Annotated in this window: 19 protein-coding genes and 1 pseudogene; 6 read left to right on the forward strand and 14 right to left on the reverse strand. The window is 34.1% G+C overall.

Annotation, left to right across the window (positions count from 1 at the left end; translation table 11 throughout):
• Positions 1-196 precede the first annotated feature (196 nt).
• Positions 197-1066, reverse strand: a complete 870-nt coding sequence (locus MVE64_RS10170; RefSeq protein WP_247346150.1) for a cation diffusion facilitator family transporter — start codon at positions 1064-1066, stop codon at positions 197-199.
• A 305-nt stretch (positions 1067-1371) separates the two neighbouring features.
• Positions 1372-1911 (reverse strand): NADPH-dependent FMN reductase, encoded by a 540-nt coding sequence (locus MVE64_RS10175; RefSeq protein ID WP_247346151.1) that lies wholly within the window; start codon positions 1909-1911, stop codon positions 1372-1374.
• 254 nt (positions 1912-2165) lie between these two features.
• Between MVE64_RS10175 and MVE64_RS10180 the strand changes: the two genes are divergently transcribed.
• Positions 2166-2528: a hypothetical protein gene (locus MVE64_RS10180; RefSeq protein WP_247346154.1), complete on the forward strand. Its 363-nt coding sequence runs from the start codon at positions 2166-2168 to the stop codon at positions 2526-2528.
• An 82-nt stretch (positions 2529-2610) separates the two neighbouring features.
• Here the strand turns inward: MVE64_RS10180 and corA are convergent, their stop codons facing one another.
• The gene (gene corA, locus MVE64_RS10185; protein ID WP_247346157.1) at positions 2611-3615 is read right to left on the reverse strand and encodes a magnesium/cobalt transporter CorA; all 1005 of its coding nucleotides are present in this window, start codon (positions 3613-3615) and stop codon (positions 2611-2613) included.
• A 146-nt stretch (positions 3616-3761) separates the two neighbouring features.
• Complete coding sequence (locus MVE64_RS10190; protein ID WP_247346160.1) at positions 3762-4118, reverse strand: hypothetical protein; 357 nt, start codon at positions 4116-4118, stop codon at positions 3762-3764.
• A 192-nt stretch (positions 4119-4310) separates the two neighbouring features.
• Between MVE64_RS10190 and MVE64_RS10195 the strand changes: the two genes are divergently transcribed.
• Positions 4311-4544 (forward strand): hypothetical protein, encoded by a 234-nt coding sequence (locus MVE64_RS10195; protein ID WP_247346163.1) that lies wholly within the window; start codon positions 4311-4313, stop codon positions 4542-4544.
• A gap of 89 nt (positions 4545-4633) precedes the next feature.
• Here MVE64_RS10195 and MVE64_RS10200 read toward each other — a convergent pair whose 3' ends face one another.
• From MVE64_RS10200 to MVE64_RS10210, 3 genes are all read right to left on the reverse strand, one after another.
• Positions 4634-5185 (reverse strand): GNAT family N-acetyltransferase, encoded by a 552-nt coding sequence (locus MVE64_RS10200; protein ID WP_247346165.1) that lies wholly within the window; start codon positions 5183-5185, stop codon positions 4634-4636.
• Between the two features lie 213 nt (positions 5186-5398).
• Complete coding sequence (locus MVE64_RS10205) at positions 5399-5752, reverse strand: hypothetical protein (RefSeq protein WP_098797139.1); 354 nt, start codon at positions 5750-5752, stop codon at positions 5399-5401.
• 42 nt (positions 5753-5794) lie between these two features.
• Positions 5795-6340 (reverse strand): cupin domain-containing protein, encoded by a 546-nt coding sequence (locus tag MVE64_RS10210; RefSeq protein ID WP_247346168.1) that lies wholly within the window; start codon positions 6338-6340, stop codon positions 5795-5797.
• Between the two features lie 143 nt (positions 6341-6483).
• On the opposite strand from MVE64_RS10210, the gene MVE64_RS10215 reads away from it, so the two are divergent.
• On the forward strand, positions 6484-7104 hold the full coding sequence (locus tag MVE64_RS10215) for a LysE family translocator (protein ID WP_247346171.1): 621 nt from the start codon (positions 6484-6486) through the stop codon (positions 7102-7104).
• Positions 7105-7202: 98 nt separating this feature from the next.
• On the opposite strand, the gene MVE64_RS10220 is transcribed toward MVE64_RS10215, so the two are convergent.
• From MVE64_RS10220 to MVE64_RS10245, 6 genes are all read right to left on the reverse strand, one after another.
• Entirely contained in the window at positions 7203-7856 is a 654-nt protein-coding gene (locus tag MVE64_RS10220) for a FusB/FusC family EF-G-binding protein (protein WP_247346174.1), read from the reverse strand.
• Positions 7857-7889: 33 nt separating this feature from the next.
• Positions 7890-8489, reverse strand: coding sequence for a short chain dehydrogenase (locus MVE64_RS10225; RefSeq protein ID WP_247346177.1), 600 nt, complete (start codon positions 8487-8489; stop codon positions 7890-7892).
• 29 nt (positions 8490-8518) lie between these two features.
• Positions 8519-8794 (reverse strand): glutaredoxin family protein, encoded by a 276-nt coding sequence (locus MVE64_RS10230; protein ID WP_247346180.1) that lies wholly within the window; start codon positions 8792-8794, stop codon positions 8519-8521.
• A gap of 11 nt (positions 8795-8805) precedes the next feature.
• On the reverse strand, positions 8806-10128 hold the full coding sequence (locus MVE64_RS10235; RefSeq protein WP_247346183.1) for an MFS transporter: 1323 nt from the start codon (positions 10126-10128) through the stop codon (positions 8806-8808).
• 156 nt (positions 10129-10284) lie between these two features.
• Positions 10285-11268, reverse strand: coding sequence for an alpha/beta fold hydrolase (locus MVE64_RS10240; RefSeq protein ID WP_247346186.1), 984 nt, complete (start codon positions 11266-11268; stop codon positions 10285-10287).
• A 193-nt stretch (positions 11269-11461) separates the two neighbouring features.
• Positions 11462-12223: a YwmB family TATA-box binding protein gene (locus tag MVE64_RS10245; protein WP_247346188.1), complete on the reverse strand. Its 762-nt coding sequence runs from the start codon at positions 12221-12223 to the stop codon at positions 11462-11464.
• Positions 12224-12369: 146 nt separating this feature from the next.
• Here MVE64_RS10245 and MVE64_RS10250 point away from each other — a divergent pair, with 146 nt between their 5' ends.
• Both MVE64_RS10250 and MVE64_RS10255 read left to right on the forward strand, forming a co-directional pair.
• Complete coding sequence (locus MVE64_RS10250; protein ID WP_247346191.1) at positions 12370-12579, forward strand: hypothetical protein; 210 nt, start codon at positions 12370-12372, stop codon at positions 12577-12579.
• A 44-nt stretch (positions 12580-12623) separates the two neighbouring features.
• Entirely contained in the window at positions 12624-12854 is a 231-nt protein-coding gene (locus tag MVE64_RS10255) for a hypothetical protein (RefSeq protein WP_247346194.1), read from the forward strand.
• 448 nt (positions 12855-13302) lie between these two features.
• Here the strand turns inward: MVE64_RS10255 and gnd are convergent.
• Positions 13303-14109 (reverse strand): annotated as a pseudogene (gene gnd / locus MVE64_RS10260) (phosphogluconate dehydrogenase (NAD(+)-dependent, decarboxylating)); the annotation flags it as partial.
• A gap of 221 nt (positions 14110-14330) precedes the next feature.
• On the opposite strand from gnd, the gene MVE64_RS10265 reads away from it, so the two are divergent.
• Positions 14331-15284, forward strand: coding sequence for a hypothetical protein (locus MVE64_RS10265; RefSeq protein ID WP_247346197.1), 954 nt, complete (start codon positions 14331-14333; stop codon positions 15282-15284).
• Positions 15285-15338 lie beyond the last annotated feature (54 nt).

Genomic DNA, 15338 nt, shown 5'->3' on the forward strand with positions numbered 1-15338 from the left:
CTATGATAACTAAATATTTTTGAAAAAAGCTAAAGTTAATCAAATCTTTATTAAGTCTTTAAACTTTTACAAACCCTTCAAAAAATGTAAATTTATGTATGAAGAAAGACGCTTTCATTTTGGGTTTAATAGGATAATAGGTGTATACGATTTATAACAAAAAAAGCCACTCTTCCACTCGAAGAACAGCTCCCCATTAATTCGGTTCAACATGTATATGAACATCATGCACACCGTATTCAATAATCATCATTTTTTCAACCATTGTCGCAATATCATGAGCCTTTGTGATATTTAATGAAGAGTTAACAAGAATCACAACATCAATCACTTCATTGTTTCCGTAATTTCTACCTTTGATTTGCTTAATTCCCTTTACGCCATCTACCTTTAAAATAACTTCCTGATACAAGCGTAATTTATCTTGATCAAATCCGTCTGAAAGTTCATGTGAAGATTGCCTAAAAATGTCCCAAGCTGTTTTACATATGATCATGCCAACAATAATGGCTGTAACCGTATCTAACCACGGCATATTTAGTTGAGAACCAATGATTCCAACGGCCGCCCCGATACTAACCCAGGCATCTGATAAATTGTCCTTTGCTGCAGCCATCACAGCACTACTATTAATGTTTTCAGCTAATTTTTTGTTATAACGATAAACAAAATACATCACGAGTGCAGAGAAAACCCCTACATATGCTGCAATAATATCTGGTGATTCTTTTTCCCCATCAAATATAGATACAATTCCATCAAACAACACTTGCAACCCTACTGCCATCATAATAAAGGAAGCCAGCAGCGATGCAATTGTCTCACTTTTCCAGTGCCCATAACCATGATCCTCATCAGGAGGTCGTTGTGAAAGTTTAAGACCAATGAGAACGGCAATAGACGCAATCACATCCGTTGAATTGTTCAATCCATCTGCTTTTAATGCATCCGAGTTACTTATGTAGCCAACAACAAGCTTTAAAAGTGATAAACATATATATGCAACAATGCTAATAATAGCACCACGTTCGCCAAGTTTCAGGTTCCGATACTTTTCTTCTTCCATCACAAACCTCCTTATCGCCTTTCATATCATAGCAACAACAAGTCGGTTGGGTCTAGAGCAACCTTTTTGCATGCTTTTATATAAATATGAAGGGTGAAAGAATGTTGAGTGGAGGAAATTTTAATGGGTAGAGAAAACAAAAACAACTATTAAAATTAGACATTCAGGTACCTGCTAAGATAATAATATTAATGACTTTTAGAGTGTCATTTTCCCAATCCATAATTACTATCATTTCACTCTATAAACGGCACCGAACCTATGAGCAGACAAAAAAGACCCTTCAAATGAAGGATCTTTTGTTTTTAACTATGTTGTAACCTAATTCCCGTTTCTTGAATGAGTTCTGCAACTAGACCTTCTATTTGTTGGACAGAAGTTTCGTCAAAAATTACTTGTTTATCATCAAAATTTCTAGCATTAATAATTAACTGTTCGGTAAGAACATTTGCATGTAAACTTCTTAAAATAAGGCGTAATTGATTTAATGCATTAAATCCCCCAACAACTCCACCTTGAGCAGCAGCAATTGCTACTGGCTTCTTTTTAAAATGATCTATACCTAAAAAGTCCAAACAATTTTTAAGTGCACCACTTATCCCATTGTGATATTCAGGTGTAACAATAAAAAAAGCATCTGCTTTTTGAGATAGATTCACAAGCTTATTAACTGATACATTAGCATATTGTTGTTCTTCCATTTTAAAAATAGGTAATTCTTCTTTTCTCAAATCAAATAATTCAGTATCAATACCTGATTGTTTCAAATTAGTTTCAATAACTTTTGAAATGCCAAAACTATTTGACTGTTCTCGCGCACTTCCATTAATGATTAAAATATTCACTTAACAAAGCCCTCCAATATTATATAACAATATGTAAAATATAACACTTTTATAAAAATATGGAATTTTTACTAGGTGTCTGTTAATTATATAAAATCAAATATCTAAAAATAATACTTTAGGAAACCCTCTTAATTTTTGGAGAATAATACAAATCTTTTTAAGGTTCCATTAAGGTTCATCTATCATAATAAATCTCGTAATATATAAGAACTTTAACAATACTAATCTTTTAATAGAAAGGAACATGATAAATGAAAAAATTCTCAGGATTAATCGTAACAGGAGTTCTAACATCTTCAATCGCACTAATCGCAGGCTGCTCATCTAATGCAGAAACAACACAAGGTTTGGAAACAGCATCACAACCAACGGTGCAAACCGAGGAAGCTACAACAGATCAAGCTCCTGAACAGCCAGCAGGAAGTCGAATGGGTATGTTCGGCGATTTAGATGAAGAAACACGAGCTAAAGCCGAAGTAACTATGAGCGCAATGAGAGACGGTACCATTACAAGAGAAGAAGCTGAAGCACAATTGGCTGAGTTAGGTGTAGAAATGCAAAGTATGCCTGAAATGCCTGCCACGTCAGAAACATCTGAAGATGCTACTCTATAAAATATAAATTAGCAAGTTACTTATTAGAGTGTATACCTATACCTAATAAGTAACTTGCTAAGAATTACATAGCTAATCTTAGTCATTTATTTCTTTTATCTTGTGATGGCCGCTTCCCCCACCATCCCTTACTCCTAAAAAATAAAGCAATACTAATGCCTATCCCAAACATAACAACAAGGGCTAATCCATAACCAAAATTCCATGTTAATTCAGGCATATTTTCAAAATTCATTCCATATAAACCAGCAATGAATGTCATGGGAATAAAAATAACACTAACTAATGTTAGAGTTTTCATAATAGAATTCATATGGTCGGATTTAAGAGACATTTGTAAATCAAAAATACCTGTTAAAGTTTCAATAAATGTATCAAATGCACTGACAACTCGTTCAAAATTTTTGCCTAGAGTCTTTAAGTATATCGCTGAATCTTCATTAATATATTTGGAATCTGATTCTCCAATATCGTTTATAACAGACTCTTGAGCTTCAACAATTTGTCTTAAATTATGAATTTTCCCTTTCCAATTATACACTTCATGACCTATTTCATTAGCAAACGGATATTTGAAAACAGATTTTTCAAGCTCCTGTATTTCATCTGCAATAGCATCAACTGCTTGCAGGTAATACTGACTAACATGGTCTAATATATGATACAGGATATGCCCTGGACTGCTCATGTGCTGCGGATGGTCTTGAAAATCCTCTAAAATAGTAGAGAAAAATTGCAAGTCATTTTCTTCTTCATGGGTTATGACATAATTATCTCCTAATAAGATACTAATTCTAACATTAGAGTAATCTTCTTTTATAATGAATGTTGAAATATATGTGTGATAGCTATATACATCCATTCGTGGCGAATCACTGAAAGAAGCAATAGCTTCCGCTGCAAGGGTATGTATATTTAGTGATTCAATGATCTTTTTTAACTCGTCCTTAGTTGAAGGGGTAATATGAACCCACAGTGTATCATCGTTTTTCTCAGGGATAAAAAATTCATTTACTATTTCACTTGTATGATTTTTATTGCAATAATATAATAAATCGGGTTCATCCTTACTCCTAGTTGTTTTCATGAGTGTGGATCCTTTCTCAAAGAAGTTTTAACCGATTTCAACTCAACGCTCTTTCTTTACTAGTATGAAGGATTATTTTGCTTTTTATTTACGAAAGTAAAGAACTCATCATTGTTGTAGTTTTTAAAAAAGAGAGACGTCCTCCATTAGCTAAGAACCTCTCTCCAGAATTGATAATTTCTTAATGAAACATCCAAATTTAAACGATGTAATCTTTTTAAAGCAGTTAATGTTCTAACTACCTCTCTTAATATGCTTTCAGTTGTATGTTTTTCGTTATTTTTTATTCGATATTTGGCAAACAAAACCAACTGATTTTTTCCCACTCTTTCAATTTTTCTCATTCTAGTATGAGTTGATAAAAATAAGATAAACTCCTCAATGATCTCTAATTCCCTTTCGTTATAACCTTTTTCAAATGAATTAATTAATCGTATGTACTGTTTATATAGCGATTCATGGCGCGAAGAGTTTATTGTGATCGTGTCTATGTTATTAGTCATCGTGCTCATATGCCCTCCCATCGTTTACTCCTCATCTAAGTATCACGTACTTTTCAAGTAGTCTTCATTAAGCTTCCTACCAAAATTTACTATATATGACAAACCTTAAATTAACCTTAAGTTTTTTACAGAAACCTGTATAATTTTGAGTTTTCACCAAAACATATAATTACTAAGCAAAGGAGGATGGTTATGAATACAAAACGACTAATGTCATTACTGACGATTTTTCTTTCATTAGGATTTTTGTTTGGCTGTAACACAGCAGAAGAACAAGACCCTGCACCACCTGAAGTAGAAACACCTGGAATGGACGAAGAAGAGCCTGATTTAGATCAGGAACCATCTGAAGAAGGTAACGAAGCTCCTGGAATGGATGAAGAAGAACCCGACTTGGATGAGGAACCTTCTGAGGAAAATAATTAATCATGATAAAAGCATGCAGAAACAGTATCAGTTCTCTGCATGCTTTTCATGGGACCTTATATTCTTAGCTGAAGTTGGTTCTTTCTCCATTAAATTAAATGGCTCTCCCACTCATTCCTTAAAATTCCCATAACTAAAACGTCGTACCTTTTTCCATCTCTATAAACAGCCGATCTTTTTCTTCCTTCTAATTGAAACCCTACTCGTTCATAAGCTTTTAAACCGCCGATATTATACTCTATCACCTCAAGACCAACTCGATCTAAATTGGCTTCATGAAACGCGTAGCGAAGAATCAATTGTAGTGCCTCTGTTCCATATCCTTTCCCTCTATTAATTGAGTCTCCGATGCCAATCGCTAAAAGTCCGGTTCTGTTATTCCATTCAATTGAATGAATACAAATCAACCCTATTAATCTATTGTCTTGAATCGTTTTTAAAGTGAAAAATATTTCAGTGTGGCTCGATTTTCCTTCTTCTGCTAACTGCTCCTTATTTTTAGGAAGTGCGATTTCAGTATCAACATTGCGGAGATACTCAGCATCTTCTCCCCACTTCTCCATTGTTTCAAAGTCTTCTTCTAATGGCAGAGCCAGCTTTAGTTTTTCTCCACGAAACAGGTTTAATTTCATTGTATTCATCCGATTAATCTCCTTTTTTATATAGGTACTTACTTACAAGGACTGCTTGAATCAGTTTATCTTCGATTCTCGGTACTTTATCTTCGATTTTAGGCAGTTTATCTTCTATTCTCAGTATTTTATCTTCGATTTTAGGCATCTTATCTTCGATTCTACAAAACTCTACAATTTTCCCACCGCTAACAAGTAGTAAATCTCCTCATAGAATTAAAATTAGTAGTCTTTCAAAAATTCCAGCATACTTTGCTTATCCTTTGCCATATATAAAGGAGTTGAATAATCCAACTTACCACTTCTATAATCGTAAACAAAGAAGCAAGGAAACTCTGTTAGATAATATAAGGGAATTCCTTCTTCAAGAGCAATGTCTCTTGAGAACGCTTGAGACTCTCCGACATTATTGAACTGCCATAAATCATCTTCATACTCATAATGCTTGTTTAACGCGTCATGATCTTCATCATCAAACTCTCTGTAAACAGTGACTAACGTTAAATCTTCCTTAGCATCACTTTTAGGTGTTGATTTAGCTTCTTCTATACCAAATAACTTTTTAAATAATCCCATGTTCTTCCTCCTCTTTGTTCACTGTTCTATTTTATATAAAAATTAAAAAGCCGGTGGTGTTACTGAAAATAGAATAACAGCTTTTTCTGTAAAGCTATTTTCCCATTTATGCTTCATATATGCTGGAATTTTGACGCTATCACCAGCTTCTAATCTGTATTCTTCACGATCTAAAAACACTTTTATTTTCCCCTCTATTACAATAGCCACTTCTTCTCCTTTATGCTCTAAAAGCTTTTCAGACGAAGAGGTGTTAGGCGGGACTGTCATAATGGCCGTTGCCAATGTGCCTGAAAAATCAGGTGACACTAGCTCATACGATAGGTTTTCAACAACCATTTTTTTACGTGAATGGGATCTTACAACTAAGTCCTCTGTTTTTGTTTCTTCAAGTAAAAAGCTAAATGTCGGAACATCCAAAGCCTTTGCCAACACTTTTAATGTTTGAATTGAAGGATTTGCTAATCCTCTTTCAATTTGACTTAACATGGAGGGTGTTATTTCAGCTATTTTTGCTAACTCTCTGCTGCTAAACCCTTTTGCTTTTCTAAACTTCTCAACTTTTTTTCCAATATCTATATTTTCCATCATCATCCCCCTCTGCAAAAATAATTAAATATAATTTAACTATTTTAAATCAAATTGAATATATTGTGTTAAACTGAATTTAACAATTGTTAAATTCTATTTTACCTTACTAAATTTTACAGGTCGAGTTAGGAGTGGAGAAAATGAATGATTTCTTAACGTTTTTGGTTCTTTCTTTATTTGTGGTAATGAGTCCAGGTATTGACACAGCCCTTATTACAAAAAGAACGATTTCAGACGGTAGAAAAGATGGATTTAGCATGGCTTTAGGAATTACAACTGGATCTTTCGTTCACACATTTGCAGCTGCCTTTGGTCTTTCAGCTATTTTGCTTCAGTCAGCTGTTGCCTTTGAAATTGTAAAATATGTGGGTGCCTTTTACCTGATATATCTCGGGATTTCTTCCTTTATTTCAAGAAAGAAAAAAGATCCTGCTGCTGAAAATCAACAAAATGCACAAATGAAAAAGTCCGCTTTTAAGCAAGGTCTCATATCAAATGTACTCAATCCTAAGGTTGCTATGTTTTTCCTAACATTTTTACCACAATTTATTCAAACAGGTGAAAACGCCACACAGCAACTAATCATTATGGGAGTTATTTATACACTGCTATCAATTTCTTGGTTTTTCATTTATGTATTTTTCATTAACTATTTACGTGAATGGCTGTTGTCTCCGAAAGTACAAATAATCATGGATAATTTTACAGGTCTGGTTTTAATCGGATTTGGTTTAAAGCTTGCGTTGGATAAAAATCACTAAAAGGGTCTTACAAATACGTAAGCCCCTCAAAATTTATGGATTAGATATCTATTTTTCCCTTTGGTATTACACGAACTATCTGTTTCTTTAGATGATGTTTAAGAATTTACGAGAGTCATAGTGGTTTTTTTCTCATCAGTGTGTGGTGTGATTATTCTGTGAAGTGAATCTAAAGAGGTTAGATTTTGATTACATTTCATGTTATCTTGGCACATATAATGACTTTGCTTAGTTAACGTATCTGTTTCAATTGTAAAAACACCTATTTCTTCATAACGATTGCAAACTTCACAAATTCCTTTATTGGCCCTTGTAAATATTCCTTTTATACCTACTAGCTCATTATCGATTGTAGCAATGATAAATTGCTTGTTTACACCAGGATCTTGCCACTTAAAATAACTAATGTCTCTCAAATCAATAGTTTCTATTGAAGGTAGTTTGACACTTTTTTCGTTATCAAACAACGTGCTAAATAATTGTTCAGAAATCTTTCCAAATGGAATAACATACATCTTCAATCTAAGCAAATAAACCAATGCGTCCTTTTTATCATTAAGATAAAAAATTGGATCAAATAAAGCTTTCTTATTTTGTTCTAAGTTAGGAAATAAACGATAAATTCTTTCCCTCATCATTTGCTTAATACTATCTAAAACATCCATGCTGCAACCAGATTCATGAACATTAACTAACCCTATTACATCTGACTTAATCACATTATATTGGTAGCTTTTTATAAAAGGCTTCATGTAATCCTCCACACCTTGTTTTGACTAATACAATTAGTAAACCCGATACGTTTTTCCGGTTTGTGCTCCTTCTACACTTTTTACATAGGCTTTTGCGACTTTACTTCCCGGAACAGGATCAAATCCCTGAAAATATGGGCCATACTTATCCATTGATTCCACTAACACATTTGGACTAACATTATTAATTCTAATTCCCCTTGGTAATTCGATTGCAGCTGACTCTACGAAACTTTTTATAGCTCCCCCAACCATCGCTGCCGAAGCACCTCCAATAATAGGATCTTCCATGATAATTCCAGTGGTTAACGTAAAGCTACCACCATCCTTAATAAAATGCTGTCCTATTAAAACGAGATTCACTTGACCTTTTAATTTACTATTAATGGATAAATCATTGGTCTGTGGTGTTAATTCCTTAAAGGGACCAAAATAGGTTTCACCCGTGGCACTAATAACTGCGTCAACCTCACCTACAGATAGGTACATTTCTCTTATGCTTTCTGGAGAAGTGATATCCACAAAGATATCTGATTCTCTTCTTCCTGCTGATACTACTTCATGATGTTGTTCTAACTCTTGTCGGACTGCACGACCAATTGTTCCATTGGCACCAATTAATACTATTTTCATATGGTTACCTCCTAAAGTATTTTTAGTCATTAGTCTAAATAGGTAGAAATCTCTTGTTTATTCATCTCAAATCCAATGATATTTTTAACCAACTTTTTAGATCCAAGAAATCCCTTCTTATAGAAAGCAAAAGTTGGTACAATCCTTGTTCCCGATAATTGAATAAGCTCTTTTTCCAAACTAGAATTCTTACTTACGTCTTTATCAATATAGGGTATTTCATTTTCTTGAAGATACTTTTTCGCTTCTTGGCAATCAGAGCAGGTTGGTCTAGTATACAGTTCAAGAATGTATCGTTGTTTCAATGTAAACCCCCTCACTTTTTAAAATTTATAAACAACAGCAATGCTATGCTTGAAACAATCATTAACACAACAAACACATAGGAGAAGCCGCTAGCAATTGATGATAAAATGATCCCTGCAATTGTTGGTCCAACTGTTGAGCCTAACGATCTAAATAAGCTTAACAATCCAACCGCTGAACCTGCTTCTTGCATTGATGTACCCTGTATAATAAGAATATTTAATGGTGCACCAATAATAATGCCAATTCCAAAACCTGCTATAGCAGCAGAAACTAGGAGTAAGAGATAATTAACTGGAAAGATAAAAGAAAGTGAGCCGATAAATGTAATCACAAATCCTAAAAACAATACATGTTTAGCTCCCCATTTTGAAACCAAATACCCGCCTAGCAGTGAAGCAATCATAGAAGCTACAGCAAGTGGAGCGACTCCATAGGATGATTGCGCCTTCGTTACCTCAAAATTTGTTTCTATATATAAAGGTAATAGATTCATTGTTGATGCCATGATGAAGCCGGACATTAGTGATAAGAATAAAACCACTAACACATATCTTGATTTGAAATAACTTAGTTTAATAATAGGATCTTGTGAATGCTTTTCTGTTTTAATGAACAATGGGACGATTAGTAATCCAATCATTAGCATTGTGATATTTTTTAATGTAATCCCCAACATAAGGGAAAGAATCATACCTGTTAGTAAGATAATGCCTAGATAATCAATTGGTTTTTTACTAATTGTTTGCGGTAATTTCATCGTACTCATTACTAAAATAACCAGGATTGAAATTGGAACATTGATGAAGAAAATCCATTGCCATGCGAAATGTTGAATAATATATCCTCCAACAATAGGACCCATAATACTGCCAAAACCAAATACTACCCCAATCCATCCCATTGCTTTTGCACGCTCTTCTGCTGGATAACTTACAGTAATGTAAGCAGCAGTGATTGGAAAGATACCCCCTGTACCTATCGCCTGAATACTCCTTCCTATTAAAAAGGTTAAGAAGTTAGGAGCAACGGCTGATAATAAAGAACCTAATCCAAATAACAAAATACCAGTCATGAATACTTGCTTTCTACCGAATCGATCAGAGAATTTACCCATTAGGGGTATACTAACAGCAAACAGTAAAGTATAAATGGTGAAACTCCATACCCCCCATGAAGTATTAATACCAAAAGTACGAACAATTGAGCTTAACGCGGGTCCGACAATTCCATGATCTAAAGCCCCCATAAAGATACCAGCAAGAAAAATACTTAACACAAGAGATTTTTGTTTACTTTGTGTTTGTAATTTGTTTTCCAATAATGCTTCCATAACTTTTAACCTCCAATATCTAACAAGGAAATAATTTCTATATTTATTTTATACCATACCCCCCTACTGTATGTAAAGTAATGAATTACTATTTTTTTCTAATTTCATTATTACACTTAATAAAACCCTTAACTAAGAACGATTCTTGAACAACCTCTATTCACCTTCCAAATTACTCTCAATAAACTCATTAATTTGTTTACTCATTTCCTGAGATTTTGTCCAGTGCAAATAATGATGTCCATCTAAGGTGATAAGTTCACTTGTACTTTGATTACGCAATTGATCTTGATAAAAAGTCACATTTGATTTTCCTTCTTCATTCACCTTGTCTTCTTTCGTCGTGAACATCATAATAGGCATATTTGGAGGAAATACCATATTCTTTGTTTTCTTAATATTATTGCTTAGCTCTTGTGCTTCTTCGATCACATTCGAATTGTAAGCCTTCCAAGCAGAAAGTTTCTTCGTCATCATTAAATTCTGTTCAGAATAAGTTCCTTCATCTGCGATAGGTAGAAAGTTATTTGAAATCACATTTACAGCAGCTCTTGCGATTCCCGTCGGAGCAACAAATTTCAGATATCCTGGCAAATCTGGTGTAGATTCTTGAAAGTATTCTGTTGCCATTGGTAAGGTGCTATCAATACCAATAATGGCTTCCACTTCATCTGGATATTGATTAACGTAATACATACTATAAATTCCTGAAACAGAATGAGGCATGAAGATATAAGGTCCATCAATATTGCTTTCCTTAAGAGCTGTTCTTATTTCATCTGTTATGTTCTCTACTGTTCGTTCCTTCTTTGTGAACTCACTCCAGCCATAACCAAAGGGCTCAATGACCACAACTTTATGATGTTTTGCTAATTCATTCATCAACGGTTCGAAATCTAAAGCTGGGGCTGTCGTACCTAACCCACTTAAAAGAACAACAGTATGTTCACCTTTTCCCTTTGAATATACATGCATTTTCTTTCCATCTACCTCAACGTATTGCCCAATTGCAGGGTATTTTTTTTGCTCAAATTTCGTCATAATTTGATGATATGCAATCCATATCAAAAAGAATGATAGTAAGACGATCAAAATATTTCTCGTTCTTTTCCAAAATGTAGACTTTTTCTTCACTTTCATAGCTTCACATCTCCTAGTAATCTAGTTCCACACAGTTCTTTATAATAAAATCCAAAGTAAGTTTAACAATAACTAACGAACGTTAGTACATTGATTATTATAATACTTCTTTTGTAAAAATCAACAAAAATATTCCAGTAACTAGAAAAACTACAATTATGTATGGACCTGTAAAAAAGGCCAAGCACCTTAGTCAGATACAAACTAAGTGCTTGGCCTTTTTCACTATTAATATTCCGTAATAATAATCGGTGTCCCAATTGTCACGTTTGTCCGTTCTTGATCGAATTTTATAGCGTAATCCCATTTGCAAATTCACTTTCTTGTTATTCTTGGCTGGGATGCTTTCTTCCCATTTCGAAGTGTAACCAGATATTGATTGAAACCCTTCTTCTTGAACACCCTCAATATAATCTGCTCCAAAACCATCCATAAGGTTTGTTGTTGTTTTCTCCAAGTCGGGTTTCCCAACAAGATATCCATTAATTGTATAATACTCTTTGTCCATCTTCAGATTCATATTATCCAAGAGTTGATGAAGTTCCTCACCATCTAAAGATTTATCTTTGAATTGTAATGTTAAAAACATTTGAAAACCTTCATTGCTTTCAGTGATATAAATTTGTATTTTATGAAGTTGGCTAGTTACCTGTTTATCTATTTTTGCCTCAACAGTAACATGATGGTTTTCCGGTTCATGTGTAATCCATTCGTGTATAAAAGGAAACTTGTCTTTTGTATTTCTTACTATTTTATTTACTTCTTTATCGCTATTCGCAGTACCTAGGTCTGCTTTCAAGTATCCTTGCCATGAAGTGATGCTTATCTGGTTTTTTTCTGCGATTTTAATCATTTCTTCTAATTTATATTCTCTATTACTTCCTTCTACAGAATGAATAGAATAAAAAATAATAGTAATAAGACAACTTAATATTAGTCCAATTTGTTTGATCATTGCTCTCTCTCCCCTCATGAGAAAGCATTGACCCTTTTTTATAGATATATACCTATTAAAATACTAATTGAGGAAAAATAAAAAAGGCTGGAACTAAATATCACGATGGTCATACCATATAAAAAAGCTTAATAAGGGGATGTTGAGTGTCAATGCTGCTAAAAAACCTAATACCGATCTTTGTCATTCTTTTGCTTTCAGCTGGAGCATGGTTAATCCCATCTGAGCAACTTCACTCCGAAATTCCAGCATTAGAGGTCTTTGGTAAGATTGGCACCACAATATCAGTTATGATGATTATGTCTTTTCTACTTCTGTATGTAATCTATCGATTAATAAGAAAAAGGTCGTGTTAATAGAATGAAACAATAGATTACAATTATGTAAGGGTGAATATTCAGTGTTTGTTACATTATTATTACCGGTCGTCCTTCCTTATGGTAACCCCGTCACCTTTTTTGATCCCATAGCAGGCTATCATCGAAAAAAAGAATTTTTCGATTGGGTTCAGACGGTACAAAAAACATATAGTCCATATCAGTCTGTACCTTTATTACAAACAAATACAGACGATACAATGATTGAAGGAGAAGTAAGTCCCCAGACAAACTTCGTCCCAAATCTTGCTTAATCTTAACGTAAGGAGTTGCCAGTGGGCACCTCAGTCAGGAACTTCCCTTATCCATCATATGTACTAAAAATGATATTTAGCCACCAGAGGATGGTTACCTTCTTGATTATCCTTAATTGAGTAGTCGATACTTTAAATAAGCGGAGTTTTTCCGCTTAAACTGAAGAATGGAGCTCATTTTGGGCGTATAAGCGGAATTTTTCCGGTTAAGCAAAGTAAAATGGTCCATTTTCACCTATTTTGATTAAATAGGCGGAATCTTTCCTTCTATTTAATCTATATTTCATGATATTTCCTTATTAAGAGAAATTTTTCCGCTTATTTTAGTAGCTGATTTTTGGAAATCGTTTAATCGGGTACGGTTGTGGTATAAAAATGCTTGGAGCATTATAATGTCTCCAAGCATATAACTTCCCACATTGCGTTTATACGAATGCAGGTGTTTTCATCACATCTTCTCCACTGCATGTCCACCAAATTCATTCCGTAATGCTGCAACAACCCTTCCAGTAAACGTGTCATTTTCCAATGAACGATAACGCATTAGCAGAGAAAGAGCAATAACAGGTGTTGCTGTTTGAAGGTCTAGTGCTTCCTCTACTGTCCATTTCCCTTCTCCCGAAGAATGCATAATTCCTTTAATATCATCAAGTTTAGCATCTTTTGAAAACGCACTTTCCGTAAGTTCCATTAACCATGAACGAATGACAGATCCGTTACTCCAAACACGAGCCACTTTTTCATAGTCATAATCAAATTGACTTTTCTCTAACACTTCAAATCCTTCACCTATTGCAGCCATCATGCCGTATTCGATTCCATTGTGAACCATTTTCAAGAAATGACCACTACCAGATTTCCCTGTATATAAATAACCTTTTTCTACAGCTGTATCACGAAAAAGTGGTTCAATAATCTCCCATGCCTCAGGATCTCCACCAATCATATAATTTGCGCCATGGCGGGACCCCTCCATTCCACCTGATGTTCCAGCATCCAGGTAGCTCACTCCTATTTCCTTAAATTCATCATAACGTCTCATTGATTCTTTATAATGTGAATTTCCTGCTTCAATCACAATATCTCCGTTTGAAAGGATCGGTTTTAAATCGCTAATGACCTTATAGACCACTTGATGGGGTACCATAATCCAAATAATTCTTGGAGTATGTAAGTTTTGCACGAACTCCTTAAGAGTTGATGTTCCTTGAGCCCCGTATGCCTGAATTTCTTCAACAGCTTGCTCATTTAAATTCTAATACTTCAATATTATGGACTTAGTGGTTTTCCTAAAGAAAGAGCCACCTTTTTAAAAATCTAGTCCATTTATAACCTAATTTCCTCTATTAATAGTTCTTCCTAATTAAATAACCATCTTCCTCCTAATACTTAAGTTTTATTCCTAAATAAAACTGGAACCTTTTCATCATCAAAAACGTCTTATTACTAGATACTTAATGGAGGAGAGGTTTAAAAGTGAAAAAATTATTATTAAAAGGAGTTCTTATCCCAAGTCTCCTTTTGACCAGTAATGCCGTACTTATCGATTCAGCAAATGCCCAAGTTCAAACGTCTTCACAAGTTAGTTTTCAACAAGCATACAATCTAGGTGAATTATTTTCTGAGAAAATCTTTACTTATCATCAAGCTGTTGAAGCAGGAGATATTGAAGAAATTAATCGATTATATGATGATTTCACAAGTGATCTTAAGAAGATTGAACAAACGATCGGGAAAGTGCCTGGTTATCAAAATAGAAAAAATCTACAAAGGTTTTTTGTACATCCTGCAAAGGTAGACATTGAGAGAACGATTTATGAAGTTTCACAATATCGGTTATTAAATAAAATAACAGACAAAATAGAAGAACATCAGTTAGAGGATGCAGAATCTTTGATGAATACATTAGATAGACTTAAAAAACGCGCGAAAGAAATTAAACAGGTAGGCGGATACAAGTCACTTCCTCGACAAATTGATAAAGACTTATATTTAAAGGAAACGATCACACAAGGTCATTTAGTAACCGCCTATACAACAGAATATAAAACGATAATCGATTCTGGAAATTTACCTCTGCTTAATGAGGCATTCCTGCAGCTAAGGAGTAGTATGAAACAAATGGATTTATTAATTGGCCAAATTCCTAATGCTGACACGAGGAAAAAATTAGGAGAAGAGATTGTAAGGCCCGCTAAGCTCCAATTAGAACGAACACGATATGAGATATCACAATATCAGTTAATGAAAGAGATAAAAAACGATCTAATATCTAATGAAAGTAAAGAGCAGTTCGATGAACAAATGGCCATGCTTCAACGCTTAAAGGCAAGAACCCAGGAAAAAAATCAATCCGGCTTTTATGAAGCTGTACCTGCAGTTGAAAAGGAATTAAGGAAGTATGAACAAACACTACTAGCAGCTGAATAAAGTAAAGAAAAAAACAGCCTATCAATTCATGTCAATTGATAGGCTATTTACTAT

Source organism: Metabacillus endolithicus (assembly GCF_023078335.1).
Classification (GTDB): Bacteria; Bacillota; Bacilli; order Bacillales; family Bacillaceae; genus Metabacillus; species Metabacillus endolithicus.